Below are 25934 nucleotides of genomic sequence, written 5' to 3' on the forward strand. Positions count from 1 at the left end.
CGGCTCCTTATTTAGAAATGTCGACATCTTCGACATCAACATCAATTTTCTTTGAGACGTCAGCATCATTAAAGAATTTCTCCGAAATCTTTTTCATGGTTCCGTCTTTTTTCATCTCTTTTAATACACGATTTAATTCTTTTTGAAGCTCTGTATTGTCTTTTTTCATCACAAACCCTTGTTCATTCGGCATGTATTTTAGGTCTGGATGGATCGTAATATTTAGCTTAGGGAATGCAGCAAGCGCCAGTGTTTGTAAGTAGTAGTCATTTAAAATGACATCTGTACGGCCATTTGCGACATCCTTTAAATATTGCTCGTTTGTGGCATTATCATAGATGACTTCTTTTGCACCATACTTACGGGCAACATCCATATAAATGGTCGTTGCAGCACCTGCTGCTTTCTTTCTTTTTAAATCCTTTAGCGTTTTAATACCTGACAGATCATCTTTTCTAACGATAGCGGTTCCATAGGAGTATTTATAAGGTGTTGAAAAGGCGAACTTATCTTTCCTGTCATCTGTGATGTCGATATCGTTTGCAGCGGCATCCACCTGACCTGAATTAATGGCACTGAGCATACCGTCATAACCCATTTCTTTAAATTCTACTTTTACGTCAAGGCGCTTAAATGCTTCTTTGACGACTTCCACTTCATAGCCAGTCAATTGATCCTTGCCGTTCGATGTATCATGGTAAGACGTAGGATACAAGGTGCCTGAAGTAGCGACCACGATTTTCCCTTTCTTTTGAATCTGATCCCACTTTGATTCTCCAGACTGAGATGAGCCTGATTGATTGCAAGCAGACATGACAAGCATGAGAGCAGACACAACAAGCAGCACCCATATAGGTTTTCTATGATAAAAACGACTCATTTAAGAATCCTCCTCTATTTTTTATACAAAACAAAACATAGCACGCTTTTTCAGTTAGGACAACGTTTTCAGATGAAAAGCGAAAAAGTAAGAATATTATGTGCAATTTGATGCTGTGAATAATGTATAAAAAAGGAAAGAGTGTGCAAATTAAAATCGAATAAAGGAGGGAACGACAGAGATGAAAAAAACAAGTGGTTTGATCTTACTAACGATGGTGCTATTATTTGGTTTTCAGGTGAATACGGCTCATGGAGAAACACCCCAAATGGAAAAGCGCCCCGTCACGCATCAAGTAAAATTAACGACAGAGCAACAAAAACAAATTGAAGTTCTTGAACAGCAAATTTTGTCTAAACGAAAAGAAGTGATTGAAAAATACGTTCAGTATGGTGTGTTAACGAAGGAACAAGGCACGCACATCACAAAACGAATGGATGAACATTACAATCATTTAAAAAATAACGGGTTTGTTCCATTACTAAAAAAACCACAGCACCATCGACCATAAGTTCAAGAAAACCGGCAGCAAGGTGCCGGTTTTTATTGTTTATGTGTTAAAAGGTCAGTATCTCACCATCTTGAGGGACAAAAATGGCCTGATCTGCATGATTCTCTTGAATGTAAGATGTTAATGCCGCTCTTGTTAATAAACAATGATTCACGGCTTCAAGGTGACAGGCGATGATTTGAGCTTGTGGTTGAGTATGGTGAATGTCTACAATCTCTTCCTTTGTCATCGTAATAGGGTCTCCCTCTAAAAATTGGGCAGCCCCACTATTGACCACAATAATATCTGGCTGGCATGTATTCACAACCTCTTTCGGCTCATCACACCAAATGGTATCTCCTGCAATATAAAGAGTAGGCTCATCAGGATGAGAGAAAACAAAACCGCTCACTTGTCCCATCCGTTTAGCGGTTTCTCCTGTCCCGTGCTGCCCGCCAGTTCGTTTCATATGAACACCGCAAACATCCATTTCATCTTCAATGCATGTAACATGCTGAAATCCAGCTTCTTTCACTATCGTGCGATCTTTCTCTGATTGAGTATAGATCGGCAAAGTTTGCGCTAACCTCTTTTTTGCCTCGTCGTCAAAGTGATCTACATGTAAATGAGTGAGCAGGACAGCATCCGGCTGTAATATCTTGTCCAAATCAATGTTTGCAGGCAGATCCACAATTGGATTGTTTACATGTTGATTGGCAGTATGCGGGAACGGTGGATAGGTTCCTTTTGCTGCTAAAAAGGGATCGATTAAAAATGTTGACGGACCATATTGAAGGTATAAAGTAGCATTACGAATGAGTGTTATTTTCATTAGAAGGCCTCCTTTTTTTCTCATTAAGTTTACAGTATATTAAAAGAGCTTCATGTGACAGAGGATCATGAAAGTCTTTCAGCGGAACGACTTGATTTTTGAAAGAGGTGAGCCAATGCTAGACAAAACAGATATGGATATATTAAAAGAACTCTCAAAAAATAGCCGATTGACGATGAAAGCACTTGGTGAAAAAGTCCATTTAACCGGTCAAGCTGCTAAAAATAGAGTTTTAAAGCTTGAAGAAGAGGGGGTTATTGAAGCCTATACCATTTCAATTAACTGGCGGACACAGCAGAACATCCAAACATTTTTACAGCTCTTTACCCGAAGTCATGATCATGAACCGCTTTTATCGTTTCTCCATCAAAAGGAAGAAATCAAAAACCTGTTTAAAATAAGTGGAGAGGGCTGTTATATGGCTGAAGGACATTTCTCCAGTCATGATGAGCTTGATCAATTTTTAACGGAGCTAACAAAGCATGCAAATTATAAATTGTCTATCGCTGTGAAACGTCTCACTCATCAAGAATAGATGAGGCGCAGGAGGAAATAACCGATGAAAAGATTAATTGAACATCAGGCTGAACCGATCACAAAGGAAAGAATCAAAGCGGATTTGGTTCAACTTGGTGTAAGGAAGGGCATGATCTTATGTGTCCACTCATCCTTGTCATCTATTGGCTGGGTGAATGGAGGAGCTATAGCCGTTATACAAGCTATGATGGATATTTTAACAGATGAAGGAACACTGATTATGCCGGCACAAACATTAGAGCTGTCGGATCCTGCTGATTGGATCAATCCGCCTGTTCCTTATTCTTGGTGGAAACCGATCAAAGACACAATGCCTGCATTTGATCCGGCTTACACAGCTCCAACAGCAATGGGAAAGGTAGCGGAGACCTTTTGGAAATACCCAGGCGTAGAAAGAAGCAATCATCCTCATTTCTCATTCACCGCCTGGGGGAAAAGGAAAGATGAAGTGTTGAAACACCATGCGCTTCCTTATGGTTTAGGAGAAAATTCACCTCTTGGACGTCTGTACGATCTTGATGCAAAAGTGCTGCTAATTGGCACGTCATTCGAGAGTGTGACAGCTTTTCACTTAGCTGAATATCGAATCTCACAGCAAGACCTCATGACACGAGGGGCCCCCATTTTAGAGAATGGTTGGAGGGTGTGGAAAGAGTATCAAGATATCATCACAAGAGAAGAACTATTTGAACAGATTGGTCGTGATTTCTTACAATCAGGATGTAGTTATAACCACAGTCAAATCGGGCTAGCCAATTCGTATTTATTGCCGATGAGAGAATCGGTCGATTTTGCGGAAAAATGGCTTGAGCAGTACGACCAGGCGTGATCTAAGCATTCTGAAAATCAAAATAATAGAGATCTTGATCAGGGTGCTCAGATATATAGCAGGTGAGCTGATAGTCTCCTTTTGGAATGGAGAAAGACAGTACCTGTGCCATGACGCTTGTCAGATAAACATCATCACTTGAATGAATAAATGGCACTGTGATGACTCTATCAACGGATGATGGAGGCTCATGGCTGTTTAATGTCACGATAATAGAAGCTTTTCCGTTATTGATGCCTTCAAAAGAAATACCTCGATCCCCAGTTGCGAATCCTTGAAGAATATCGTCATCTGTCCAATCAATCACAGGTGGCGTCGTGCTTCCAGTGTATACGGTGATTTGGTGATAGGAGATAGATAGGGGATACGTTTGATTTAAATCATTCATATAGATAACTCCTTTATTCATAAGATTTGTCCAGCTGGCGATCATGTTGAAAAGTGAATGTTTGAAAGTAAGATTATTGAAGAGAATGTTAGGCAGCAAGACGATTGTCGCCGTCTTGCGCTACTGTTTGAGGGATCTAGATGTGAAATTGCGAAACCATTTCTTTTAGGTCTCCTGCTAAATGGGCGAGAGCCTCTGATGAAGCTGTTACTTCTTCCATTGCTGCGAATTGTTCTTCTGTTAAACCTGCTACTTGTTGTGAATGTTCACTCGTCAGTTTAACGCCTTCTGTGATAGAGGCAAAGGTTTGCTTCGCATCATTTGTATAAGCTGCGATTTTTTGGGATGCATCTGATAAATGTTTAATGCCATCTGCCATTTCCTTCATTGACTGCTGAATGTCAATAAATGAATCCTCTGTATGAGAAATAAGAACAGCCCCTTGAGCCGCTTCCTCTCGTACTCGTTTAATGGCACTCGTCGAATGATTCATCTCTTTTTGTATTTCGGAAATGAGATGTGAAATCATGTTGGATGATGTTTGCGATTCTTCTGCGAGCTTCCTCACTTCGTCTGCCACAACGGCAAAACCTTTTCCATGTTCACCTGCGCGTGCTGCCTCAATGGCCGCATTAAGAGCAAGTAGATTTGTTTGGTTAGCGATATCTGTAATCACTTTCGAAATTTGATCAATCTCGGCTGAACGTGTTTCTAGCGCTTGAATTGCTGTGCCGTTCTCTTCAATTGATTTTGCAATAGATGTCATTTGTGAATTGACTTCACCGATATTTTGTACACCTTTTTGGGCCATTTCTTGTGCGGACTGGCTTCTTGTTGCCATTTGTCCCGCATTTTCAGTGATGTTTACCAGCTCGTTAGATACTTGTCTCATCGTGTGCTCACTAGCTGTCATTTGGGCTGATTGCTGTTCAGACGATTGAGCGACTTCTTGAATGGTATGGGTAATCTTTTCTGATGCTGCACTCGTTTCTTCTGCGCTAGCTGACAGCTCCTCAGAAGAAGTGGCTACTAATTCAGATGTTTTGATCACATTTAAAATGGTTTGATTTAATTTCTCACGCATCTTATTAAAGTGACCTGCCAGCTCAGAAAGTTCATCGCCTGTGTGATCTGTCACGTTGATGGTTAAATTTCCTTCGCCTGCACTCTTAATAGCAGATGCCATATGTTTGAGACGTGTCTGAATCCGCTTTGTGAAAATAGAAATAATGATAACAGAAACAATTAAACTTAACAGTAAAACCGTGACAAATTGAATAAAGAAAGACTGAAGCATTTGTGAAATCATGCTTTGATTTGCACCGGTATAGAAAATACCAATCGTTTCCCCTGTATTATTTTTGATGGGCATATAAGCCGTTTGGTAGTCTTTCCCGGCAACATTGGCTGTTCCGTAATAATTCTCGCCTTTATCCAAAACAGCGGCCTTTACTTCAGGTGAGACTTCGGTTCCTACAGCTCGTTTCCCGTTTAACATGACATTTGTGGCAACGCGGGTATTTCCTTGGAAGATCGTGATTGTATCACCAGTATACTCGGCTAATTGATCAACCAATGTGTCATGGTTATTGATTTGAGTCTTTCCTTTGTAAAGCTTGCCATCTTTTATCTGCCACGAGCCAGCAACCTTCTCAGTTAGGTAAGCGTATCCTAGCTTTAGATCGCCTTTTGCTTTTTCGGTGGCCATTTGCTTAATGTTCTCTGTCATTTCGCGGTTCACTACATAACCAACCACTGCTGAAAATACGATGAGGACACTTAAAAAGATCAGCATTATTTTGGCGCCAAGCCTCAGTTTTCCTTTTTTCTTCATGCTTTTTACTCCTTTAGGTATAAGGTAGGGTATCCCTCCTTAAAGATTATCGGCATGAAAAAAATGTTTGATATACGTGAATGCACTTACACAGAAATTTTTGTTATGAAAAAAGGAAAGATCGTGCTACTCGATAATAAATTGGATTCTTGTGCCATCAGGATCATCTGATAATTGATGACTTACCCAAGAGCCTGCCCCCCTATTATCCGAAGGACGTACATATTTGACAGAAGCCCCTGCTCCACCTTCTTTACACATCGCCATTGGCCATTCATCACGATCATAACCACGCTTTGTTGGAATGCCATGAAGTGATTTGTCTCTTTGCTCATCACTATTTTTTCGATCAATGGTGCAAATGGAAGAATGACCTTCGTCAATAGCTTCTTCTATGTGCTTTGCGGTTTCTGGATATCGATCTGATGGAAAGTGAATGGTTTTGTCATAAGAAGAGTTTGTCGTCTCTTGTTTATGTTGCCCTAGTTGGACATAGCCTGTCGCTATACCAATGACAATCAATAAAAGCAAGAGAATGGTTTTAAGAAGTTTCATAGATGCTAGCTCTCTTTCTCTTTAGCGTATTTTGTAAACAGAAGTATAGCAGAATTACTTACCAATTTCTCCTCGTTTTGAAAAAACGTCTTTTAAAGTTCGAAAAACGTTTTTTACCTGTTTATGCTCTTTTCCTATTTGAACAAAAATCACAAAAATTTTAATTTTGCTGCTCATATTACAATTCTGCTTATGTAAAATGGCTTTATCACAGGTTTTTAGGCTAATTTCAAGATTTTAACACACAGAAATTTCAAAAAAATAAAATTGACTAGACCGATATGCTTTAATAATATGGAGTCAAATATCAAAAAATGTCGTAATTTATCAAAATATGATTCCATTTACATGACAGGAGGGAAGTACAAATGGCGGATGTCTCTTATCGGCTCGGAATAGACATAGGTGGAACATTTACTGATTTATCGCTGATGAATGAAGCAACAGGGGAGCTGACTGAACTCAAGACACCTACAGTGACAGATGACCCAGCTCAAGGAATTATCAATGGGCTAAAACTTCTAAAAGAAAGAGGTGTCGATTTATCCAAAATCCAATATCTCGTACACGGTATGACAATCGGTCTTAATACATTATTGCAGAGAAAGGGAGCAGATTTAGCCCTTTTTGTAACGGAAGGTTTTCAAGACATTTTGTCATTACAGCGTTTACGTCTACCCATTCCTTATGACTTCAATTCTCAATTGCCAGAACCATTGATACCACGAAAACATGTATATCCAATCTCTGAAAGGCTCATACACGATGGTTCGATCAAAAAACCTCTCCAACTGCAGCAATTAGATGATGCTGTCCAGCAGGTCATCTCTAAAAAACTAGCAGGCATTGTCATTTCTTTTTTACATAGCTATCAAAATCCAGTTCATGAATTACAGGCAAAAGCCTATATTCATCATCATTACCCACAGTTAGAAGTCCTGACATCATCAGAATTATGGCCACAAATGAGAGAATATGAGCGGACAGTGATGTCTGTTGTCAATTTGTACATTCAACCAAAGGTGAAACAATATTTACAAACGTTGAAAAACCGTTTGAAAGAAGAAGGTGTACCAATTTCTCCATACATTACCCAATCAAATGGTGGTTTAATGGATGCAGAAAGCGCAGCCACTTCACCCGTTAAAACACTTTTTTCTGGCCCGGCAGCTGGAGTAATTGGTGCGGCAAGAATTGCAACATCTGCAAATGAACCCAATTTAATTACGTTTGATGTTGGTGGCACAAGTGCAGATATCTCGATCATTCAAAATGGGCAGCCTACAATGGCTCAGTCGAATCAGCTTTCAGGATTTCCGATCATTCTTCCATCTGTTGCAATGTATTCGATAGGGGCTGGCGGAGGTTCTGTTGCATGGCTTGATCAAGGCGGGCTTCTTAAAGCAGGACCGGAATCAGTTGGCTCGCAGCCTGGGCCTGCTTCGTATGGAAAGGGAAAAAAAGCTGCTTTAACCGATGCATTTCTCATATGCGGTTACCTCAATCAAGATCGGTTTGCCGGAGGACATTTACAATTGCAGCGGTCTGCAGCGGAAATAGCCTTTCAGCCAATTGCTGATCAGCTTCATAAAACGGTCGAACAGGCGGCTGACCAGTTGATTCAAGTGGCTGTTGCCAATATGTACACAGAACTAAGCAATGTCATGGAGCAGCAAGGGTTTGATCCTAGAGATTTTAGTTTGCTAGCATTTGGCGGGGCAGGGCCTGTTGTCGCGAATTTCCTTGCGAGAGAAATTCATGCGAAAAATGTGGTCGTCCCTCCAAGTCCAGGGACATTATGTGCGCTAGGTGCACTTACAGCCGATTTTATCCATGATGCTGTGTTGTCTAAGAAAATATGCTTACAAGACTATACGATGGACGAATTAAAACAAGATTATGAAATGCTTTCTCGCAAAGCAACGGATTGGTTCAGCCAGCAAAATATTCAACATATCAAACAAACGTCCATTTTGTTATTAGCAGATGCCCGCTATCAAGGACAGGCATTTGAGATTGAATTGCCATTATCGGTGGATTGGCTAAAGCAGGAACAAGACGTCTATCATCTGATTGAAGCTTTCCACAGCCTGCATGAGCGTCAATATGGCCATAGAGATGATCAGGCGAACATTGAATTTACTCATTTGCGAGTTCGGGTTATAGGTGAAACGCCTCCACTGCCTTTCTCTTCTGTTGATGAAAGCAGCGGACAGCCTTTAATACCACAATCATACAGACGAATCTTTATAGAAGAAAAAGAGTACGAAGCATCTGTTTACAATCGGAGTACTTTGTCATTAGGTGCTGTTGTGAATGGACCTGCCATCATTGAGCAAGATGATACGACAACATTGATTTTGCCAAACTGGGCAGGCAGCATAGACCATTCAGGAAACTTGGTGATTTCAAGGGAGGCAGCTTTACATGGGAACTGATCCAGCAAAGCTTGAGATGATGAGGAGTTATTTTAATGCGATTGCATCAGGCATGGGACATGTCATTGAGCGGACATCCTTTACAACATTCGTAAAAGAATCGGCGGATTTTGCCACAGCATTAGCCACGCCTTCTGGAGATTTCTTTGTTTACCCAAAAACAGTCGGTGTCACGATCTTTTTAGGGCTGAGTCTCAGAAAAGCGATTGAAGAAAGCGGACCGATGCAGCCGGGTGACATTATCATCACAAATGATCCTTATACGACAGACGGTTTAGCGACTCATTTGCCAGATGTTCATATCATCAAACCCATTTTTATAGAAAATGAAATTGTCAGCTATGCCTGGTCTTTTGTTCATGTAAGTGATGTGGGAGGTCTTGTCCCTTCAAGTATTTCTCCAACTGCCACGGATGTTCATCAAGAAGGATTAAGAATTCCGCCAGTGAAAATCTATGAAGGTGGAAAAGAGAATCAGGTTGTTCGTACCTTTTTAAGAGCTAATAGCCGGGCGAGTCATTTAAATGATGGCGATATTAATGCGATGATTGCCGCTGTTAATACAGCAGAAATCAGACTGAAAGAAATGATCGAGAAATTTGGAAAAAACGAAGTGAAGCAAGGAATGATTGATCTGCTGAAGCAAGCAGAGGATCGCGCCGGAAAAGTAATTGAAGCCATCCCTGATGGAACGAGTGAATTCGCTGATTACTTGGATGATGATATGATTTCGGACGTGCCGATCCGATTAAAGATCAAGCTGACGGTCAAAGGGAAACAGCTGACACTGGACTTCTCTGAGTGTGATCCGCAAGTTAAGACAGCTTTTAATCTTGTCACCAATGGTCAAAAGCACTCCTTCTTATATCAAGGATTGATTAATTACATCATTAGTAAAGATCCTTTTATTCCGATTAATGGTGGGATTACGTATCCGATAGACGTGATTTCACCTAAAGGAACGCTTGTCCATCCAGAATATCCGGCTTCTGTCGGTATTCGGCATTCCATTACAATGAGACTGTATAATGTCGTGCTAGGTGCTATTGGTAAGCTGTTGCCTGAAGCAGTGCCAGCGGCAGGTGCAGGTCAATCCGCTATCGTCGTTCTCTCTGTTCCTGATGATCAAACAGGAGGCAGAAAAATGTCTGTGGTCGAACCGTTAGGCGGAGGCGGCGGTGCTCAAAAAGGGACTGATGGAGTAGATGGAATTGATCATTCGTCAGGATTTTTAAAAAATACACCTATCGAGAGCTTGGAACAGCATATTGATATTCATGTACACCGATATGAACTGTTGCCGAACACAGGTGGAGCAGGGGAACATAGAGGGGGACATGCGATTGGTTTAGAATTTGAAATGATCAAGCCAGAATCGATGGTGACGGCACGAGGAATGGAACGAATGAAGTTTCAACCTTGGGGGTTAATGGGCGGCCGAGCAGGAGCAATTGGTGAGGTGAAATTGACCAAACCAAATGGGGAGACACAAAAACAGCCGAAAATTGATGTCATGCGTCTTGAAAAAGGCGATATTGTTCAATTGGTTTCACCAAGTGGGGGAGGATGGGGGAATCCATTTGCTAGAAAGAAAGAAAAAGTCCTTCATGAAGTGGAAGCAGGGCTATTAAGTGAAGAAAGAGCACTTCAGCAATATGGCGTCAAAGTCTATCGAGATCATAATGAATGGAAAATTGATGACGAACAGACGAGCAGGCTTCGTGAAAAGATGAATGATGCTGATGCTGTCGCTTGGGATTTTGGAGAGCAAAGAGCAGCTTATGAGAAAGTGTGGACGGACGAAGCCAGCAGTGAGCTTGCTGTGCAGCTTCGTTCATACCCAGCAAATGAGCGTACGCACTATAAACATGCGGTTCATTCTCATTTTGGTCATAGACAGGAACCGTTAACAAAGATGGATATTATTCAAGCACTTCATCACTTGAATCAACAAAAAGGGGGAAATGAATCATGAAAAGAAGAGTAATCGCCATATTTGCAGGTGTCCTATCCGTCATGTTACTGCTGTCTGCATGCGGTGGAAATGGGCAGGACCAAAGTAAACAGCAGCAGACTGTGATCGTTGGTGTCTACGGAGGGGATTGGGAAAAGAATATTAAGCCAATCCTCGAAAAGTTTGAAAAGGATACAGGCATTAAAGTACAAACGGTCTCTGGGGCAGATTCTGAATGGTTTACAAAATTAAAAGCATCTAATGGTAAAAATCCACCGTATGATTTGCTTATTTTACAGCCTGATACGATTCAAAGAGGTATTGCGGCAAACGTTCTTGCGCCTATTGATGAAGATCAAGCGCCAAATGTGAAAAAGCTTTATCGTTCTGTTCAAAAGAAACTCACTGTTGATGGAAAACAATATGCAGCAGGCTTTAGTATGGGACAGCTTGGAATTGCTTATAGAAAAGATCTTGTCAAACAGGAGCCAAACAGCTGGACAGATTTATGGAGCGATCAGCTGAAAGGGAAAGTGGCGATTTCTTCCCCAACTTATTCAGCGGGCTTGCAATTTTTCTCTGCACTTGTCCATGCTCAAGGAGGGACAGAATCAAATCCTAAGGATATTGATAAAGCATTTAAAAGCCTCGCACAATTAAAAGGGCGTGTAGCTGCTTTTCCTGATAACCCAGGGTCTATTCAAACGCTGTTAGAACGTGGTGACGTGACGGCAGTTCCATATTGGGATGGCCGAGTATTTGCACTTGAAGAAGAAGGGATGGATATTGGATTCTCATATCCGAAAGAAGGCGCTGTGGCAGCAGTTGCGAGCTGGGCGTTAACAAAGGGAAGTCAGCATGAGGAAGCGGCTTATAAGCTATTAAACTACCTTAGCGGGAAAGAAGCTCAAGAAGCCTTCTCAGAAAAATCTTACTATGGCATGTCGAATTCTGATGTGAAATACGGAGACAAAATTAAAGGGAAAGTGAAAGTTGGCGAAAATTATTATAGCAAGCTGACTTGGGTAGATTACGAAACAGCGACTTCAGAGCTCGGTCAATGGACAAATCGATGGAATGAAGTACTAGGCGGAGGAAAATAGGTGATCGCATGAGTGGAATCAATTTGGAACATATCAGCCAGCATTTTGGCGAGCAGATTGCTCTTGATGATGTCAGTCTTACGGTAAAAGAGGGGGAATTTTTCTCCCTTCTTGGCCCTAGTGGCTGCGGAAAATCAACTTTACTCAATATCATTGGTGGTTTTTTAGAACCAACAAAAGGAGTCGTCTATATTGGTGATCAGGATGTGACGACTTTACCTCCTTATCAAAGGAAAACGGGGATGGTCTTTCAAAGTTATGCACTTTTCCCACATCTCACCGTATTTGATAATGTTGCATATGGGTTGAAGGTTCAAAAGAAAAAGAAGGCGGAAATCAAGCAAAAGGTGATGGAGAGCTTGTCTCTTGTGCAATTAGAGTCATTTGCCAAACGTATGCCGCACCAATTAAGTGGTGGTCAGCAGCAACGGGTCGCAATTGCACGGGCACTTGCTATCCAGCCGGCTGTTCTCCTTCTTGATGAACCACTCAGTAATCTAGATGCAAAGCTAAGAAAAAATATGCAGACGGAGCTGCGAAATATTCAACGGAATGTCGGAATTACGACTATTCTTGTGACGCATGATCAGGAGGAAGCCTTAAGTCTTTCCGACCGAATTGGGATATTAGGTGAGGGGAAAATTCAGCAGATTGGGACACCTTTAGAAGTATATCGTCAGCCAAATAATCGTTTTGTTGCTGAATTTATCGGACAGGTCAATCTATTTGAAGCGGAGTATGATGAAGTTACTTCCACATACACTGTTCCACATTTCACTCAATCAAACGGGAAGCAAGTTCAGCTAAAAGCTGCCGCATTTAAAGAGAAGAGCGAGAAGCATTTACTCATGCTTCGTCCTGAGAGAATCAAGTTATCTTCTGGCGGGGAGGAAGTTCAGCCAAATCATGTCACAGGAATGTTGGCAGATGTCAGTTATATTGGGCACTCTTTACGTTTGGTCGTTGGGCTTGATCAAGGTGAAATCATTGTCCATGCATCAGACGCAGCATTTCCCGAGCTGCCTCGAGTTGGAGAAACTGTGCATATTCATTGGCAGCCTGAAGATATTGTTTTCTTAGATTCGAAGGTGCATGCGTGATGCGAATCAAAAAAAAGAATCAGCGCTTTCATTGGTTTATGCTGCTGCCAGCTTGTTTGTTTCTAGTTGTATTCCTTCTTGCTCCGCTTGTGATGATGTTTGTCCTCAGTTTTCGTGATGTGGATTCGATGATGAATACGTTACAATCCTATAGTTTGTCTCAATATTTACATGTATTTACGACAGATGCATATGTGAAAGCAATTGGAAGTACTGTGTGGGTGGCCTCACAGACAACGGTGATTTGTTTATTGATGGCATATCCTGCAGCTTATGTGCTAGTGAAAGCACCTCATCCAAGATTGCGGGCTTTTTTCTATATCTTACTTGTATCGCCGCTTTTGACGAGTGTCGTCATTCGGACATTTGCATGGATCGTTCTTCTTTCGCAAAATGGCTTGATCAATGGCATGCTGATCGATTTACATCTGATTGAGAAACCGCTATCGATGCTGTGGAATATGAATGCGGTCATTATTGCTTATGTTCAAGTGATGCTGCCTTTTGCAGTGCTGCCTATTGCAACGAGCTTAACTGATATGGACCGTCACTTAAGACCGGCTTCTATGAGCCTTGGTGCTGGGCGTATACGGACATTTTTTCATGTGACCTTGCCGCTTACGATTCCAGGCATGATCACCGGAGCAATTATTGTCTTCTCACTTGCAGCAGGAAGTTATATTACTCCTCTGCTAGTCGGCGGACGGATGCAGCCGCTCTTGCCACTGTCCATTTATCAGCAGGTCATGCAGGTGTATAATTTGCCTCTTGCCGCTGCGATGTCCTTTACTTTATTGATTTGTGTGCTAGCGGTCGTCAGTCTATTAAGCTATCTATTGAAGCGATGGGAGGCGAGGATGCATGCGTAAAAAATCAATAAGTGACCGTTTGCTTTCGGTTCTGATATGGACCGCAGGCTCACTCGTTTATCTCTTTTTAACCGTACCTGTTCTTGTCATTGTTCTTTCTGCTTTTAGCCCGAATGCCTTTCCTGAATTCCCGCCGACTTCATTTTCCGTTCGTTGGTTTCATGAGGTCGTGTCGAATCCAGAATGGATGGAATCTTTGCGTATCAGCGTGATTCTGTTATTGATTGTGACGCCGCTTACTGTTCTTTTAGGAACGATGGCTTCTTATGCTTTAGCAAGGCTTTCTTTTAAGGGAAAGGAAGCTGTTCAAGCCTTTATTTTGTCACCTCTTATGATTCCTCAGGTGGTATTAGGGATTGCGATGCTGTATTTGTTTTCGGCTATGGGTTTTACAGGGTCTTTGTGGGCATTAGTCATTGGGCATGTCATCATTGGTTTTCCTTATGTGGTACGAACCGTGGGTGTCAGTGTTTCAAATCTTGATCCACGTCTTGAGCTAGCTTCCATGAATCTTGGTGCAGGGCCCATACGTACTTTCTTTCGTGTGACACTGCCCTTGATCAAGCCGGGCATTATCGCAGGTGGCGTGTTTTCTGCTGTGACATCATTTGGTGAAATCTCGATTAGTTTGTTCGTTTCTTCACCTCAAACCATTACGATTCCCGTGAGGACGTTTAATTACATTGAGCAAACTTTTGATCCGAGTGTCAATGCGATATCTGTCATATTTATTATCATTTCTATCATTGCGTTGCTCATTATTGAGAAAACGATTGGTCTGTCTAAGGTGATGTAAATATAATGAAGAAACAAGGAGCTGTCATTTGAAATGACAGCTCTTTTTGTATTGTTTTTTATGGTAAAAATATTCAAAGTTTTAGGGAATATAGTTCTTAAGATTTAAGAAAATGCGAGGCGTGATAGGAGACCTCTCTCCTACATTTTCGGTCATATTTGCAAAATTTAAGGAAAAACATGAAATTTTTGCGGTAATTGGTCATTTATTTTCGGTGGAACGCAACTATTATTAGTTATTTTCGGTAAATATCGTAAATTATGATGTGATCCCTTCGGCATAACGCATGAATCTTTACACCCATTTTTCGGTGAAAAAAACAATAATTTCATATAAAGTGGACGTAAATAGAAAATATCTAAAAGAAAAGAAGAAAAAGGCAAATCTATGGAAACATAGAGACGCAAAGCCATGTCCTAAGGTAAAAGTTTCTTTTTTTACTATGGTCGGCAGGTTACCGAATCAAAATGGGAGTCCCTCCGTTTTATTCGGGGTGGGCTCCTTTTCTGTTATTCGTCTATTTTAATGAAATAGACTTGGTTCTTTTGATATAGAGGGTGCAGGGTATCACATTTGGTGGAGAAAACATAGAAGAGCGGAGGATAAGAATGAGTACAGTTTATTACCCCTTAACACATGCGCAAAAGCGAGTATTCTACACGGAAAGATTTTATCCAGGCACAAGTATTTCTAATTTGGGTGGGTTTGCCAAGTTAAGATCGGTATCAGGTCTAAATCCTTCTTTGATCGTTGATGTGCTTCAAGCGTACATTCGTGAAACTGATTCTCTTCGTTTAAGGCTGGTGTATCAACATGAGCAGGAGGAGCCCGTTCAATATATCAAGCCATATGAAAAACAGCCGATTCGTTTGGTGAAAGGATGGAGTGAAAAGGAAGTCAGGGCGTGGGCGAACGAGGAGATTCGTGAGCCGATGGAACTGATTGACCGTTCCTTAATCGAATTTACGGTCTTTCAAATCAGTGATCAAGAGTGCTGGCTGTTCTGTAAAGCGCATCATATTGTGGCTGATGGTATTTCAATTATCTTGATGGGAAACCGAATCATTGATCTATACCATGACATGCTGCAGGGGACAGACATCTCCCCAATTGAAGACATTTCCTTCGTTGATCACATCATGAGTGAGCAAACGTATGAATCTTCTAAACGTTTTCAGAAAGACCAAGCTTTTTGGAACGAGCAATTTGCCAATATTCCAGATTTCGCTTCTTTAACACCGCAGAAAGGTTACGAGATGAGTTTACATGCGGAGAGATTTTCAGGGGATATTCCAGATGCTTTAAAGGAGAAGCTTCGCGTTTTTTGTGAAGAAGAGAAAGTCAGTATGCTTTCTATGTTTATGTCCGCTGTCTATATTTACTTGCACCGATTTAGCGGCATGGAGGATGTGGTCCTTGGAACCTTTATGGGCAATCGGACAAATGCAAAGGAAAAAAAGATGATTGGGATGTTTGTGTCGACTATTCCGATGCGCGCATCTGTGCAAGGATCCCTCACGTTTCTTGATTTCGTGAAGAAGGTCATGGCGGATCAGATGAAGATCTTGCGTCATCAAAAATATCCTTACAATGTGCTCATGAATGATTTAAGGGAAAGAGATGGATTTACAGGACGCCTGTTTGATATTTCTTTAGAGTATCAGGTCATGCAGTGGCAGAAAAAAGAGAACCTTTCGTTCATTACGGAGCCGATTTTTAGTGGAAGCGGAATGAATGATATATCGATTCATGTGAAAGACCGCTGGGATACAGATACATTGACCATTGATTTGGATTACCGTACAGATCTATTTAGTGAAGACGATATGAGTAAGCTGTTTGATCGATTGATGATTTTGCTGGAGGCGGCAGTCTCTCAGCCAGATCAGCTGATTGGGGCTCTCTCTTTACTGCCAGCAGATGAACAAAAGCAGCTGCTTCAATTATCTAAGGGAGAAGCATTTGATTTACCAGGAGCGAAACCAGTTCACCACTTATTTGATGAGGTAGCTAAAAAGTATTCAGAACGGGCAGCTGTGGTAGCGGAAAATGGAACGTTCACTTATGGAGAGCTGTATCAAAAAGCGGACAAACTGGCACGATTTTTACAGATGAAAGGTGTCTCGCGTGATGTACCAGTTGCCGTTTTAATGGAACGGACGGCAGATGCGATGGTTGCCATTTTTGGGATATTAAAAGCTGGCGGTGCATATGTACCGATCGATCCGGCATTACCTGAGGAACGCATTCAATTTATTGTAGAAGATTCTGGTGCTTCTATCGTTTTAACAGAAGAATCGTTTGTTCAGCGATATTCATCCATTGCGGAAAAAATGATTGTCCAGCAGCATATGGAATTAGAAGATCGTCCGCTACCTGAGCTGATCGATCAGACGACATCACAGGATTTGGCTTATCTCATTTATACATCGGGTACGACTGGAAAGCCGAAGGGAGTGATGATCGAGCATCTTCAGCTGCATCATTTGGTTCATGCTCTGCATCACGAAGTGTATGAGGGGGCAAATCAGCTTCAAGTGGCGCTTCTTGCACCATTCCATTTCGATGCATCTGTTAAACAAATCTTTGCTGCTCTTTTATTTGGACATACGCTTCATATTGTGCCAAGAGAAACGACACGAAACGGTGTACAGCTAGCGGCTTATTACAAAGAACAACAAATTGAAGCAACAGATGGAACGCCAGCACATGTGCAGCTTTTACTTGCAGCGGATTTGGATGGGCTTGCACTGACTCACATGCTGATTGGGGGAGAAGCACTCCCTGCGAAAGCAGCGCAGGCGCTGATTGAAGCTGTGCGTGTCAGCCAGCCCGATTTTGCCTTGTGGAATGTGTATGGTCCGACAGAAACGTGTGTGGATGCGGCGGTTCACCGTCTAGATCTCAGTGAGCTGCAGAAGTCACCAGAACAGCGCTATGTGTCAATTGGAAAGCCACTGGGCCATCATCGGATTTATATTTTAAATGAACATGAACAACTACAGGTGCAGGGAGCTGTGGGAGAACTATGCATTGCGGGAATAGGAGTGGGACGGGGCTATGTGAATCAGCCTGAATTGACGGAGAAGGCATTCAGACCAGATCCATTTTTTCCTGAAGACCGGATGTATCGCACAGGTGATGTAGTGAGATGGCTTCCAGATGGCACTATTGATTACCTTGGAAGAATAGATGACCAAGTAAAAATAAGAGGTTACCGCATCGAAACAGGTGAAATTGAGGCAGTCATGGAGCAGGTAGACGGAGTCGATCAGGCTGTCGTGCTTGTCGTGGATGAACCGGACGGTGGAAAGGCTTTAAGTGCTTACTATCAAGCACGACAAGAATTTCTTTCCGTGGACACCCTGCAAGCCGCTATCAAACATCAGCTGCCAGCTTATATGATGCCGCTTTATTTCAAGCAGCTGGAGGCATTTCCACTGACAGTTAGCGGGAAAGTCGACCGGCGTGCGCTTGCTGCATTAAAAGGAGACAAGGCTGTCAGTGCTGTTTATGTAGCGCCTAGAAACGATGTAGAAACGAAGCTTGTTCGTTTGTGGGAAGACGTTCTTCATCAAGAGAACATAGGTGTGTACGACTCATTCTTTGACCTAGGCGGGCATTCACTCAAAGCGATGAAAGTTCTTACACTCGTTCAGCGGGCTTTTCAAGTGGAGGTCCCTTTATCTGTTTTATTTGAACAGCAAACGATTGCAGCACTTGCTGTTTATATTGAACAAGCGGAAAAGTCTTCACAAGTGGTCATACCGAAAGCACCGACTGCTGCCGATTATCCACTGTCACCAGCACAACAGCGTGTTTATATGGTGACTCAGTTGGAGCAGAGCATCGCCTATCATATGCCTGCCGTTGTGAAATTAAGAGGAACGCTGCAACGAGAGAAGTTGGAGGGAGCTTTTGAAAAACTGATCGCACGTCATGATGTGCTGCGCACTTCTTTTCATACAGTCAAAGGAGTCCCTCGTCAGCGGGTAGCTTCATCCGTTCCATTTCAAATAGAACAGGTGACAGGCAGCACGATGGAAGAGAACATGCGTCAATTTGTCCGACCTTTTTATCTTGAGCAGGCTCCGCTTTTGCGTGTTGGGCTACAGTCTTTACATGATCAGGAGCATCTTCTCTATTTCGATATGCATCATCTGATTTCAGATGGTCTTTCAATTGATTTAATGCTGCGTGAGCTGTCTAACGCATATGAGGGATCAGTGAAAGCGCCATTGAAGCTTCAATATCAAGATTATGCTGTTTGGCAAGAACAACAGGCAGAGCAAGGCGGTCAAATAGATGAAGCATTCTGGCTGAAAGAATTTTCAGGAGATATCCCTGCTTTGCAGCTGCTAACGGATTATCAGCGTCCCGCTGTCCAGTCTTTCGCTGGAGACCGCGTTCTCAGAAACATCGATGAGACGTTAACAGGCCGTTTGCGGGAGCTTGCAGCGAATCATCATACGACGCTGTATACCGTGTTGCTTTCTGCTTACTATACATTGCTTGCGAAATACACAGGTCAAAAGGAGTTTGTGGTGGGGACGCCAACAGCAGGCAGGGTGCATGCAGATTTGAATGACATGATCGGCATGTTTGTCCAAACACTTGCTTTACGTTCAGAGGTAGATCCTAACGGTTCAATGACACAGTTGATTGAGCAAGTAAAGGAAAAGACGATGAGGGCGTTTGAGCATCAGCAATATCCATTCGAGCGGTTGCTTGAAAAGCTAAATGTGCAAAGAGATTTTAGCCGCCATCCATTATTTGATACGGTCTTTACTCTAACGCCAGATCATTCAACAGCCCAGCATATTGGAGAGATGAAAGTCGAAGTCGAGGAAACCAATTTCCATATTGCGAAGTTTGATCTCACACTTCAAGCGACGGAGTCAAATCATGGTCTTTCCTTTGTTCTCGATTACAGTACGGCGTTATTTAAACGAAGTACTGCCGAGCAGATGCTCAAGCATTATGTTTATCTTCTGGAGCAGATGGTTGAAGTGCCGGAGCAAGCGATTCAATCATACCGCTTACTGTCTGAACAAGAGGCAGCGGCTCAATTGAAGATGTGGAACCCGTTACCTACGCCTTATCCTGCGGAAGAAACCATTGTGACGCAATTTGAATCACAAGTACAGCAGCATGGTCATCAGCCTGCTTTGCAATGTAAAGATGTGGTTCTTTCTTATCAAGAGCTGAATCGCAGAGTGAACCAGCTGGCTCATTATTTACACGAACATGGTTTTGAAAAAGGGATGAAAGCGGCTTTATTCTTTGAACGTTCCAATGAGATGGTGCTGTCGGTTTTAGCTGTGCTAAAGGCTGGCGGTGTCTATGTGCCAATTGATCCTGACTTCCCTGATGAACGTATCAAGCACTTTTTGACAGATAGTGGTGCACAGTTTGTCCTGACCCATCAGGTGCTGCGTCATCGTTCTGTGCTTACTGCATTTGAAGGGAAAATCATAGAAACAGAAGATCAAGCCGTTGATCAGCAGTCAGAGAGCAATCCAGTTGTATGTGTTTCGCCTTTGGACTTGGCGAATTTGACCTACACATCTGGTACGACAGGCAAACCTAAAGGGAACATGGTGACGCACCGGAACATTTTGAGAACAGTGAAGCAGTCGAATTATCTCACCATTCATCATGAAGACACGGTGATGAGCCTTTCAAACTATGTATTTGATGCATTTATGTTTGATGTGTTTGGTGCTTTATTGAACGGAGCGAAACTCATTGTTTTGCCAAAGGATCACATTTTAAATATGAATGAGCTTTCTGGCGCGATTGAGAAGGAAAAAGTCAGTATTTTAATGATCACGACCGCTCTATTTCACTTACTGATTGATATGAAAAAAGGCAGCCTGAAAAACGTCAGAAAAGTGCTGTTTGGCGGGGAACGTGCTTCTGTGCCGCATGTTGTGGCAGCCCTTGAAACGGTTGGAGAAGACAAACTCATTCATATGTATGGACCTTCTGAAAGCACGATTTTCACAACATATTATCCGGTGAATCACATTGAAGAACAAGCACTGTCGATTCCGATCGGAAAGCCGGTGAGTCAAACGGCTGTTTATATTGTCGATGAGTTTGGACAGGTGCAGCCGCCGGGAGTTGCTGGAGAGCTTTGTGTTGCAGGTGATGGACTGGTCAAGGGGTATTATCACCAACCAGAGTTAACGAGCGAAAAGTTTGTTGAAAATCCTTTCCGACCTGGTGAAGTCATGTACAAAACGGGCGATCTCGCACGATGGCTGTCAAATGGAGATGTTGAATTCATTGGGCGAATAGATCATCAAGTCAAGATTCGAGGTCAGCGTATCGAGCTTGGCGAAATTGAACACCAGCTATTGCAGCATCCGCAAGTGAAGGAAGCCGTTGTCATTGCGATATCAAATGATACATTGTGTGCATATTTCACAGCAGAAGGTGCTGTTCCGCTGTCGGATTTACGTGAGCAAGCAGGACGAGAACTCCCTGTTTATATGATGCCAGCTTTCTTCATGCAATTAGACGAGCTGCCACTAACGGGGAATGGCAAGGTAGATAGACGGGCATTACCGGTACCTGATGTAAGTGAGCAGGCGGCAAATGAATACGTCCCTCCTCAATCAGATACAGAGCGTATATTGGCACACATTTGGGAGGAAGTTCTTGAAGTGCCGAAAATCGGCAGACATGATCATTTCTTTGAATGCGGTGGTCATTCACTGCGCGGCATGAAAATGCTGAACAGGCTCTATGAAGAGATGCATGTGGAATGTACTTTGAAAACATTATTTGAATCACCCACTTTAGAGGCGTTTGCCCTTGCGGTGGATCAAACAGGTCGAACTGAAATCAGACGAGTGGAGAAAGCGGAAGAAGCGGCATTTTATCCTGTGACATCTGCTCAGAAAAGATTGTTTGTTCTGCAAAAAATGACAGATGCCGAGCAGAGCTATCATATGCCAGCTGCTTTAAAGCTTGAAGGTGTATTTGATGAAAAACGATTTAAAAAAGCCATTAAACAGCTTGTTCATCGTCATGAAGCATTCCGTACGAGTTTTGACTTCGTTCAGGGTGAACCTGTTCAGCGAATTGAAACGAATGTTTCTGTGAACATTGAAAACATCGAAGGGGAAGGCCGAGACATTCAGCAATTAATGAATGATTTTATCCGTCCATTTGATTTAGAAAAAGCGCCGCTGCTTAGAGTGGGGCTTGTGTCTGAATCGGAGAGTGTTCATTATCTGTTGATTGATATGCACCACATCATTTCAGATGGTGCGTCTGTCGGTATTTTAATTGATGAGCTATCGATCTTGTATCGAGGAGACGAACTTGATGAATTGCCTATTCAATATAAGGATTATGCGGTTTGGTCAACAAGTGAAAAATTTCTTGCACAAAAAGAGGCTGAAGCGGCGTTTTGGTTGGAACAATTAAAAGGAGAACTGCCTGTTTTGGCGCTGCCTGAGGATCTCCCGAGACCAAAGGTTCAGACGTTTGAAGGGGGCCGCGTCGAATTCTCTATAGACGGTGCGCTTAAAGCGCAATTGGATGAGCTGGTTAGATCACTCAACGGTACAACGTATACAGTGCTGCTTGCTTGCTACAGTACGCTTTTAAGCAAGCTTTCGAGACAAGAAGACATCATGATCGGTTCTCCAGTGGTGGGCAGAACTCATCCTGATATTCAATCAGTCATCGGCATGTTTGTGAATACGCTGGCACTCAGAACAAAACCAGAAGGACATCAGACATTTTCTCAATTTGCGTCAACAGTTCATGAGCTTGTGTTAGCGGCAAATGAACATCAACTTTACCCATTTGAAGAATTGGTGGACCAAGTACAAACGGTTCGCGACACAAGCCGTCATCCAATCTTTGATGTGGTGTTCTCGATGGAAAATGCAGATATTCGTGACCTGTCGATGGATGGACTTGATATCATTCCCCAGCCGTTCAATGAGAACATAGCGAAATTTGACTTAACCTTAACTGGAAACGAATCTGACGATCAAATCGAGCTTGTGTTTGATTATAATTCTTCTATCTTTGAACGGTCGTCGATTGAGAAGTGGAAGGAGTATTTCCTTTACTTGATCGAACAAATGGTGTCAGCACCAGACCAATTATTAGATCAGATGCAATTATTATCACCAGCGCAGCAGCAAAAACTGCTTGATGAATGGTCGGGCCCTTATCTAAATGTCCCGACAGATCAAACGGTTCATGCATTGATTGAGACAAAGTCACAAGAAGTACCTGATCAAAAAGCCGTAACTTTCTGCCGCACAAGTTGGACGTATGAAGAACTGAACAACCGGGCGAATACAGTCGCCGCAAGACTTATTTCCAGCGGCACAAAACCGGGAGACCGCATCGGCATTCTCACACGTCCATCGCTCGAGATGACAGCCGTTGTTCTCGGAGTTCTCAAGGCAGGTGCGGCATTTGTGCCGATTGATGCCGATTATCCAGCGCAGCGCATTGCCTACATGCTGGAAGATGGCGGGGCAGAGGTCCTTCTGATTCAGAAAGGGCTCACTGCACCACCTTCATTCAGAGGTCATACCCTCTTCATAGAAGAGGCAGTAGAAGGAGAAGCACACGAGATTCAGGTTCCTATCAAACCAACGGATCTCGCTTATATGATTTACACATCTGGAACGACTGGACAGCCGAAGGGTGTCATGGTCGAGCATCAGTCTCTTGTCAATCTTGCTTTTTGGCACAATGATGCTTTCCAGGTGACGAAACAAGACCGAACCGCCAAATATGCCGGCTTTGGCTTTGATGCCTCCATTTGGGAGATGTTCCCGACATGGATGGCCGGCGCAGAGCTCCATATCATCGACGAAACGATTCGCCTCGATATGATCAAGCTCAATTCGTATTTTAATCACGAAGGCATCACCATTGCGTTCCTGCCAACACAGCTATGTGAGCAGTTTATGTCGATGGACAATCATTCTCTCCGTTACTTACTGACAGGCGGGGACAAGCTGAAACAGGTGAAGCCCGTTCCATACAAACTCGTGAATAACTACGGCCCAACAGAAAATACGGTCGTGGCGACAAGCGGGATCATTGATCCAGATCGAGGCACGCTTCCTATCGGAACAGCGATTGCCAATACTCGTTTTTACATTATGGGTTCGTTATATGACCTCTCGCCGCAAGGCGTACCGGGTGAGCTCGTGATTGCGGGGAAAGGACTGGCAAGAGGCTACTGGAATCTCCCAGAGGAAACGGACAAACGGTTTGTCCCAGATCCGTTTTATCCAGGAGAGCGTATGTACCGTACAGGTGATTTGGTGAAGTGGACAGAGGATGGCGAACTGATCTACCTCGGTAGAAAAGACCATCAAGTGAACATCCGCGGATTCCGGATTGAGCTATCAGAAATTGAAGCCCAGCTCCTTGCGCTAAATGAAGTGAAAGAAGCCGTCGTGACAACGGTCAAAGACGCAAGTGATCAAGACGCTCTTGTCGCTTACGTCATCACAGATGAAGAAGCGGCCACTTTGAAAGAAAGCTTAAAGCGCACCTTGCCTGACTATATGGTGCCATCATGGATCATCAAGCTAGACCAACTGCCGATGACGGCAAATGGCAAAGTGGATCTCAAAGTACTGCCAGCACCTGATATGGAAGCGAATCAAACAGCATACGAAGCCCCAAGAGATGAAGTGGAAGCACTGCTTTGCGGCATTTGGGAAGATGTGCTTGGCGTCAGCCAAGTTGGTATTCACGACCATTTCTTCTTCCTTGGCGGAGATTCGATTAAAGGCATCCAAATGGCAAGCAGACTCACGCAAGAAGGCTGGAAGCTCGATATGAAACTGCTTTTCCAATATCCAACGATTGCGGAGCTTCGCCCATATATCGAAGAAGCGGATATTCTCACAGCTGATCAGTCAGTTGTCGAAGGAGAGGTTATTTTAACACCGATACAGCGCTGGTTCTTTGAACGGAACTTCAGCAGCCAACATCATTGGAATCAGTCCGTTATGCTCCATGCGGCAAATGGTTTGGATGAAGTGCTTGTCAAACAAGTGCTCGAGCAGATGATGACCCATCATGATGCTTTGCGATTGGTTTATCCGATAGAAGAAGGACGCATCATCCAGCGTCATCGTGGAGTAGACGAAAACGATGTAGCGGTGGACGTGATAGAAGTACAAGGAGAACGATCACAGCAAATCCAGCAGGTAGAAAAGCTGGCAAATGAAGTGCAGGCGAGTATTTCTTTAACAGAGGGACCATTAGTCAAACCTGCGATTTTCCGTACGGATCATGGAGATCACTTATTGCTCGTTGTACATCACCTTGTCATTGATGGTGTGTCATGGCGTATTTTCCTTGAAGACTTCATGGCTCTTTATGAGCAGGCGAAGCGCGGGGAGGAGCTGACACTTCCTGAAAAAACACATTCATTCCAAGCATATGCCCAGAAGTTGACGGAATACGCAGTGTCAGATGAGCTGCTGGCAGAAAGGGACTATTGGAAAAAGGTACTTGGGCATTTAACTGCACCTCTGCAAAAGGATCATGTCACAGAGGATCAAAGAATGCTGCATACAAAAACCATTCGCTTTACGCTGTCTGAGGAAGAAACACGCAGCCTACTGACAGAAGTACATGAGGCGTACCACACGGAAATCAACGACATTTTGCTAACCGCTTTAGGATTGACCTTGAAAGAGTGGACAGGAGAAGACAGACACTTTATTCACCTTGAAGGACATGGAAGGGAAGACATCCTTCCGGCGGTCAATGTGTCGCGGACCATCGGCTGGTTTACGAGCATGTATCCTGTGCTGCTTGATTTGTCGCATGCGGAGGATCTTTCGTATCAAATCAAGCTTTTGAAAGAAGAGCTCAGACACATTCCGAACAAGGGAATCGGCTATGGCGTTTTAAAATACTTAACGCCTGACAAAATGAAGGACGGTCTCGCATTTGATGTCACGCCAGATATCAGCTTTAACTATCTTGGTCAGTTTGATGAACAGATTGGCGGGGGTGAACTAAGTCGATCCACTTGGCAGGCAGGTCAATCATTAAGTCCAGAATCAGAGAAACCTCATGCATTAGATATTGTTGGTTTCGTAGAACAGGGCATGTTCCATATGACGATGTCATATCACCAGCTTGAATTTGAAGAGAAAACGATGGAACAGTTCAAGGACCTTTTAGAAAAGAACGTGAAGGCGCTTATCTCACATTGTGTATCACAAGATGAAGCGCAAATTACGCCTAGTGATGTAGGAGACGATGACCTGACCATGGATGAACTTGAAAAGCTAATGGATATATTTTAAGCAAA

Annotated in this window: 15 protein-coding genes and 1 riboswitch; of the genes, 10 read left to right on the forward strand and 5 right to left on the reverse strand. The window is 43.0% G+C overall.

What is annotated here, in order from left to right; genetic code table 11:
- Positions 1 to 7: 7 nt before the first annotated feature.
- Positions 8 to 880 (reverse strand): transporter substrate-binding domain-containing protein, encoded by an 873-nt coding sequence (locus tag NSQ70_RS01950; RefSeq protein WP_342502401.1) that lies wholly within the window; start codon positions 878 to 880, stop codon positions 8 to 10.
- Between the two features lie 181 nt (positions 881 to 1061).
- On the opposite strand from NSQ70_RS01950, the gene NSQ70_RS01955 reads away from it, so the two are divergent.
- Positions 1062 to 1391 (forward strand): YckD family protein, encoded by a 330-nt coding sequence (locus NSQ70_RS01955; protein WP_024718960.1) that lies wholly within the window; start codon positions 1062 to 1064, stop codon positions 1389 to 1391.
- 46 nt (positions 1392 to 1437) lie between these two features.
- On the opposite strand, the gene NSQ70_RS01960 is transcribed toward NSQ70_RS01955, so the two are convergent.
- The gene (locus NSQ70_RS01960) at positions 1438 to 2202 is read right to left on the reverse strand and encodes an MBL fold metallo-hydrolase (protein ID WP_268373347.1); all 765 of its coding nucleotides are present in this window, start codon (positions 2200 to 2202) and stop codon (positions 1438 to 1440) included.
- 115 nt (positions 2203 to 2317) lie between these two features.
- Between NSQ70_RS01960 and NSQ70_RS01965 the strand changes: the two genes are divergently transcribed.
- On the forward strand, positions 2318 to 2737 hold the full coding sequence (locus tag NSQ70_RS01965; protein WP_024718958.1) for an Lrp/AsnC family transcriptional regulator: 420 nt from the start codon (positions 2318 to 2320) through the stop codon (positions 2735 to 2737).
- Positions 2738 to 2761: 24 nt separating this feature from the next.
- Complete coding sequence (locus tag NSQ70_RS01970) at positions 2762 to 3568, forward strand: AAC(3) family N-acetyltransferase (RefSeq protein ID WP_268373349.1); 807 nt, start codon at positions 2762 to 2764, stop codon at positions 3566 to 3568.
- 1 nt (position 3569) lies between these two features.
- Here the strand turns inward: NSQ70_RS01970 and comJ are convergent, their stop codons facing one another.
- From comJ to NSQ70_RS01985, 3 genes are all read right to left on the reverse strand, one after another.
- Positions 3570 to 3956 carry a competence protein ComJ gene (comJ, locus tag NSQ70_RS01975; protein WP_342502402.1) on the reverse strand — a complete coding sequence of 129 codons (387 nt, stop codon included), beginning with the start codon at positions 3954 to 3956 and terminating at the stop codon, positions 3570 to 3572.
- Between the two features lie 136 nt (positions 3957 to 4092).
- Positions 4093 to 5790 carry a methyl-accepting chemotaxis protein gene (locus NSQ70_RS01980; protein ID WP_342502403.1) on the reverse strand — a complete coding sequence of 566 codons (1698 nt, stop codon included), beginning with the start codon at positions 5788 to 5790 and terminating at the stop codon, positions 4093 to 4095.
- Between the two features lie 126 nt (positions 5791 to 5916).
- Complete coding sequence (locus NSQ70_RS01985; RefSeq protein WP_007498233.1) at positions 5917 to 6345, reverse strand: NucA/NucB deoxyribonuclease domain-containing protein; 429 nt, start codon at positions 6343 to 6345, stop codon at positions 5917 to 5919.
- A 368-nt stretch (positions 6346 to 6713) separates the two neighbouring features.
- Here NSQ70_RS01985 and NSQ70_RS01990 point away from each other — a divergent pair, with 368 nt between their 5' ends.
- The 7 genes from NSQ70_RS01990 (at position 6714) to NSQ70_RS02020 (ending at position 25929) form a co-directional block, all read left to right on the forward strand.
- Positions 6714 to 8783 (forward strand): hydantoinase/oxoprolinase family protein, encoded by a 2070-nt coding sequence (locus NSQ70_RS01990; protein ID WP_041508230.1) that lies wholly within the window; start codon positions 6714 to 6716, stop codon positions 8781 to 8783.
- Positions 8773 to 10758: a hydantoinase B/oxoprolinase family protein gene (locus tag NSQ70_RS01995; protein WP_144679653.1), complete on the forward strand. Its 1986-nt coding sequence runs from the start codon at positions 8773 to 8775 to the stop codon at positions 10756 to 10758. The genes NSQ70_RS01990 and NSQ70_RS01995 overlap by 11 nt, the downstream gene beginning before the upstream one ends.
- Positions 10755 to 11840 (forward strand): ABC transporter substrate-binding protein, encoded by a 1086-nt coding sequence (locus tag NSQ70_RS02000; protein ID WP_342502404.1) that lies wholly within the window; start codon positions 10755 to 10757, stop codon positions 11838 to 11840. Before NSQ70_RS01995 ends, NSQ70_RS02000 begins: the two co-directional genes overlap by 4 nt.
- 8 nt (positions 11841 to 11848) lie before the next feature.
- Complete coding sequence (locus tag NSQ70_RS02005) at positions 11849 to 12940, forward strand: ABC transporter ATP-binding protein (protein ID WP_041091065.1); 1092 nt, start codon at positions 11849 to 11851, stop codon at positions 12938 to 12940.
- Positions 12940 to 13809 (forward strand): ABC transporter permease, encoded by an 870-nt coding sequence (locus NSQ70_RS02010; RefSeq protein WP_327862504.1) that lies wholly within the window; start codon positions 12940 to 12942, stop codon positions 13807 to 13809. Before NSQ70_RS02005 ends, NSQ70_RS02010 begins: the two co-directional genes overlap by 1 nt.
- Complete coding sequence (locus NSQ70_RS02015; RefSeq protein WP_327862503.1) at positions 13802 to 14605, forward strand: ABC transporter permease; 804 nt, start codon at positions 13802 to 13804, stop codon at positions 14603 to 14605. Before NSQ70_RS02010 ends, NSQ70_RS02015 begins: the two co-directional genes overlap by 8 nt.
- A gap of 368 nt (positions 14606 to 14973) precedes the next feature.
- A riboswitch (cyclic di-GMP riboswitch) is annotated at positions 14974 to 15067 on the forward strand.
- A gap of 146 nt (positions 15068 to 15213) precedes the next feature.
- Positions 15214 to 25929 carry an amino acid adenylation domain-containing protein gene (locus tag NSQ70_RS02020; RefSeq protein ID WP_342502405.1) on the forward strand — a complete coding sequence of 3572 codons (10716 nt, stop codon included), beginning with the start codon at positions 15214 to 15216 and terminating at the stop codon, positions 25927 to 25929.
- The last annotated feature ends 5 nt before the right edge of the window (positions 25930 to 25934 follow it).

The sequence above is a fragment of the Bacillus sp. FSL R5-0397 genome (assembly GCF_038593395.1).
Taxonomy (GTDB): domain Bacteria; phylum Bacillota; class Bacilli; order Bacillales; family Bacillaceae; genus Bacillus; species Bacillus altitudinis.

Coding starts and splice junctions, on each gene's coding strand:
- NSQ70_RS01960 (WP_268373347.1), bottom strand. CDS start 2,202: ATGAAAATAACACTCATTCGTAATGCTACTTTATACCTTCAATATGGT.
- NSQ70_RS02015 (WP_327862503.1), top strand. CDS start 13,802: ATGCGTAAAAAATCAATAAGTGACCGTTTGCTTTCGGTTCTGATATGG.
- NSQ70_RS02005 (WP_041091065.1), top strand. CDS start 11,849: ATGAGTGGAATCAATTTGGAACATATCAGCCAGCATTTTGGCGAGCAG.
- comJ (WP_342502402.1), bottom strand. CDS start 3,956: ATGAATGATTTAAATCAAACGTATCCCCTATCTATCTCCTATCACCAA.
- NSQ70_RS01985 (WP_007498233.1), bottom strand. CDS start 6,345: ATGAAACTTCTTAAAACCATTCTCTTGCTTTTATTGATTGTCATTGGT.
- NSQ70_RS01990 (WP_041508230.1), top strand. CDS start 6,714: ATGGCGGATGTCTCTTATCGGCTCGGAATAGACATAGGTGGAACATTT.
- NSQ70_RS01965 (WP_024718958.1), top strand. CDS start 2,318: ATGCTAGACAAAACAGATATGGATATATTAAAAGAACTCTCAAAAAAT.
- NSQ70_RS01955 (WP_024718960.1), top strand. CDS start 1,062: ATGAAAAAAACAAGTGGTTTGATCTTACTAACGATGGTGCTATTATTT.
- NSQ70_RS01995 (WP_144679653.1), top strand. CDS start 8,773: ATGGGAACTGATCCAGCAAAGCTTGAGATGATGAGGAGTTATTTTAAT.
- NSQ70_RS02010 (WP_327862504.1), top strand. CDS start 12,940: ATGCGAATCAAAAAAAAGAATCAGCGCTTTCATTGGTTTATGCTGCTG.
- NSQ70_RS01970 (WP_268373349.1), top strand. CDS start 2,762: ATGAAAAGATTAATTGAACATCAGGCTGAACCGATCACAAAGGAAAGA.
- NSQ70_RS01950 (WP_342502401.1), bottom strand. CDS start 880: ATGAGTCGTTTTTATCATAGAAAACCTATATGGGTGCTGCTTGTTGTG.
- NSQ70_RS01980 (WP_342502403.1), bottom strand. CDS start 5,790: ATGAAGAAAAAAGGAAAACTGAGGCTTGGCGCCAAAATAATGCTGATC.
- NSQ70_RS02000 (WP_342502404.1), top strand. CDS start 10,755: ATGAAAAGAAGAGTAATCGCCATATTTGCAGGTGTCCTATCCGTCATG.
- NSQ70_RS02020 (WP_342502405.1), top strand. CDS start 15,214: ATGAGTACAGTTTATTACCCCTTAACACATGCGCAAAAGCGAGTATTC.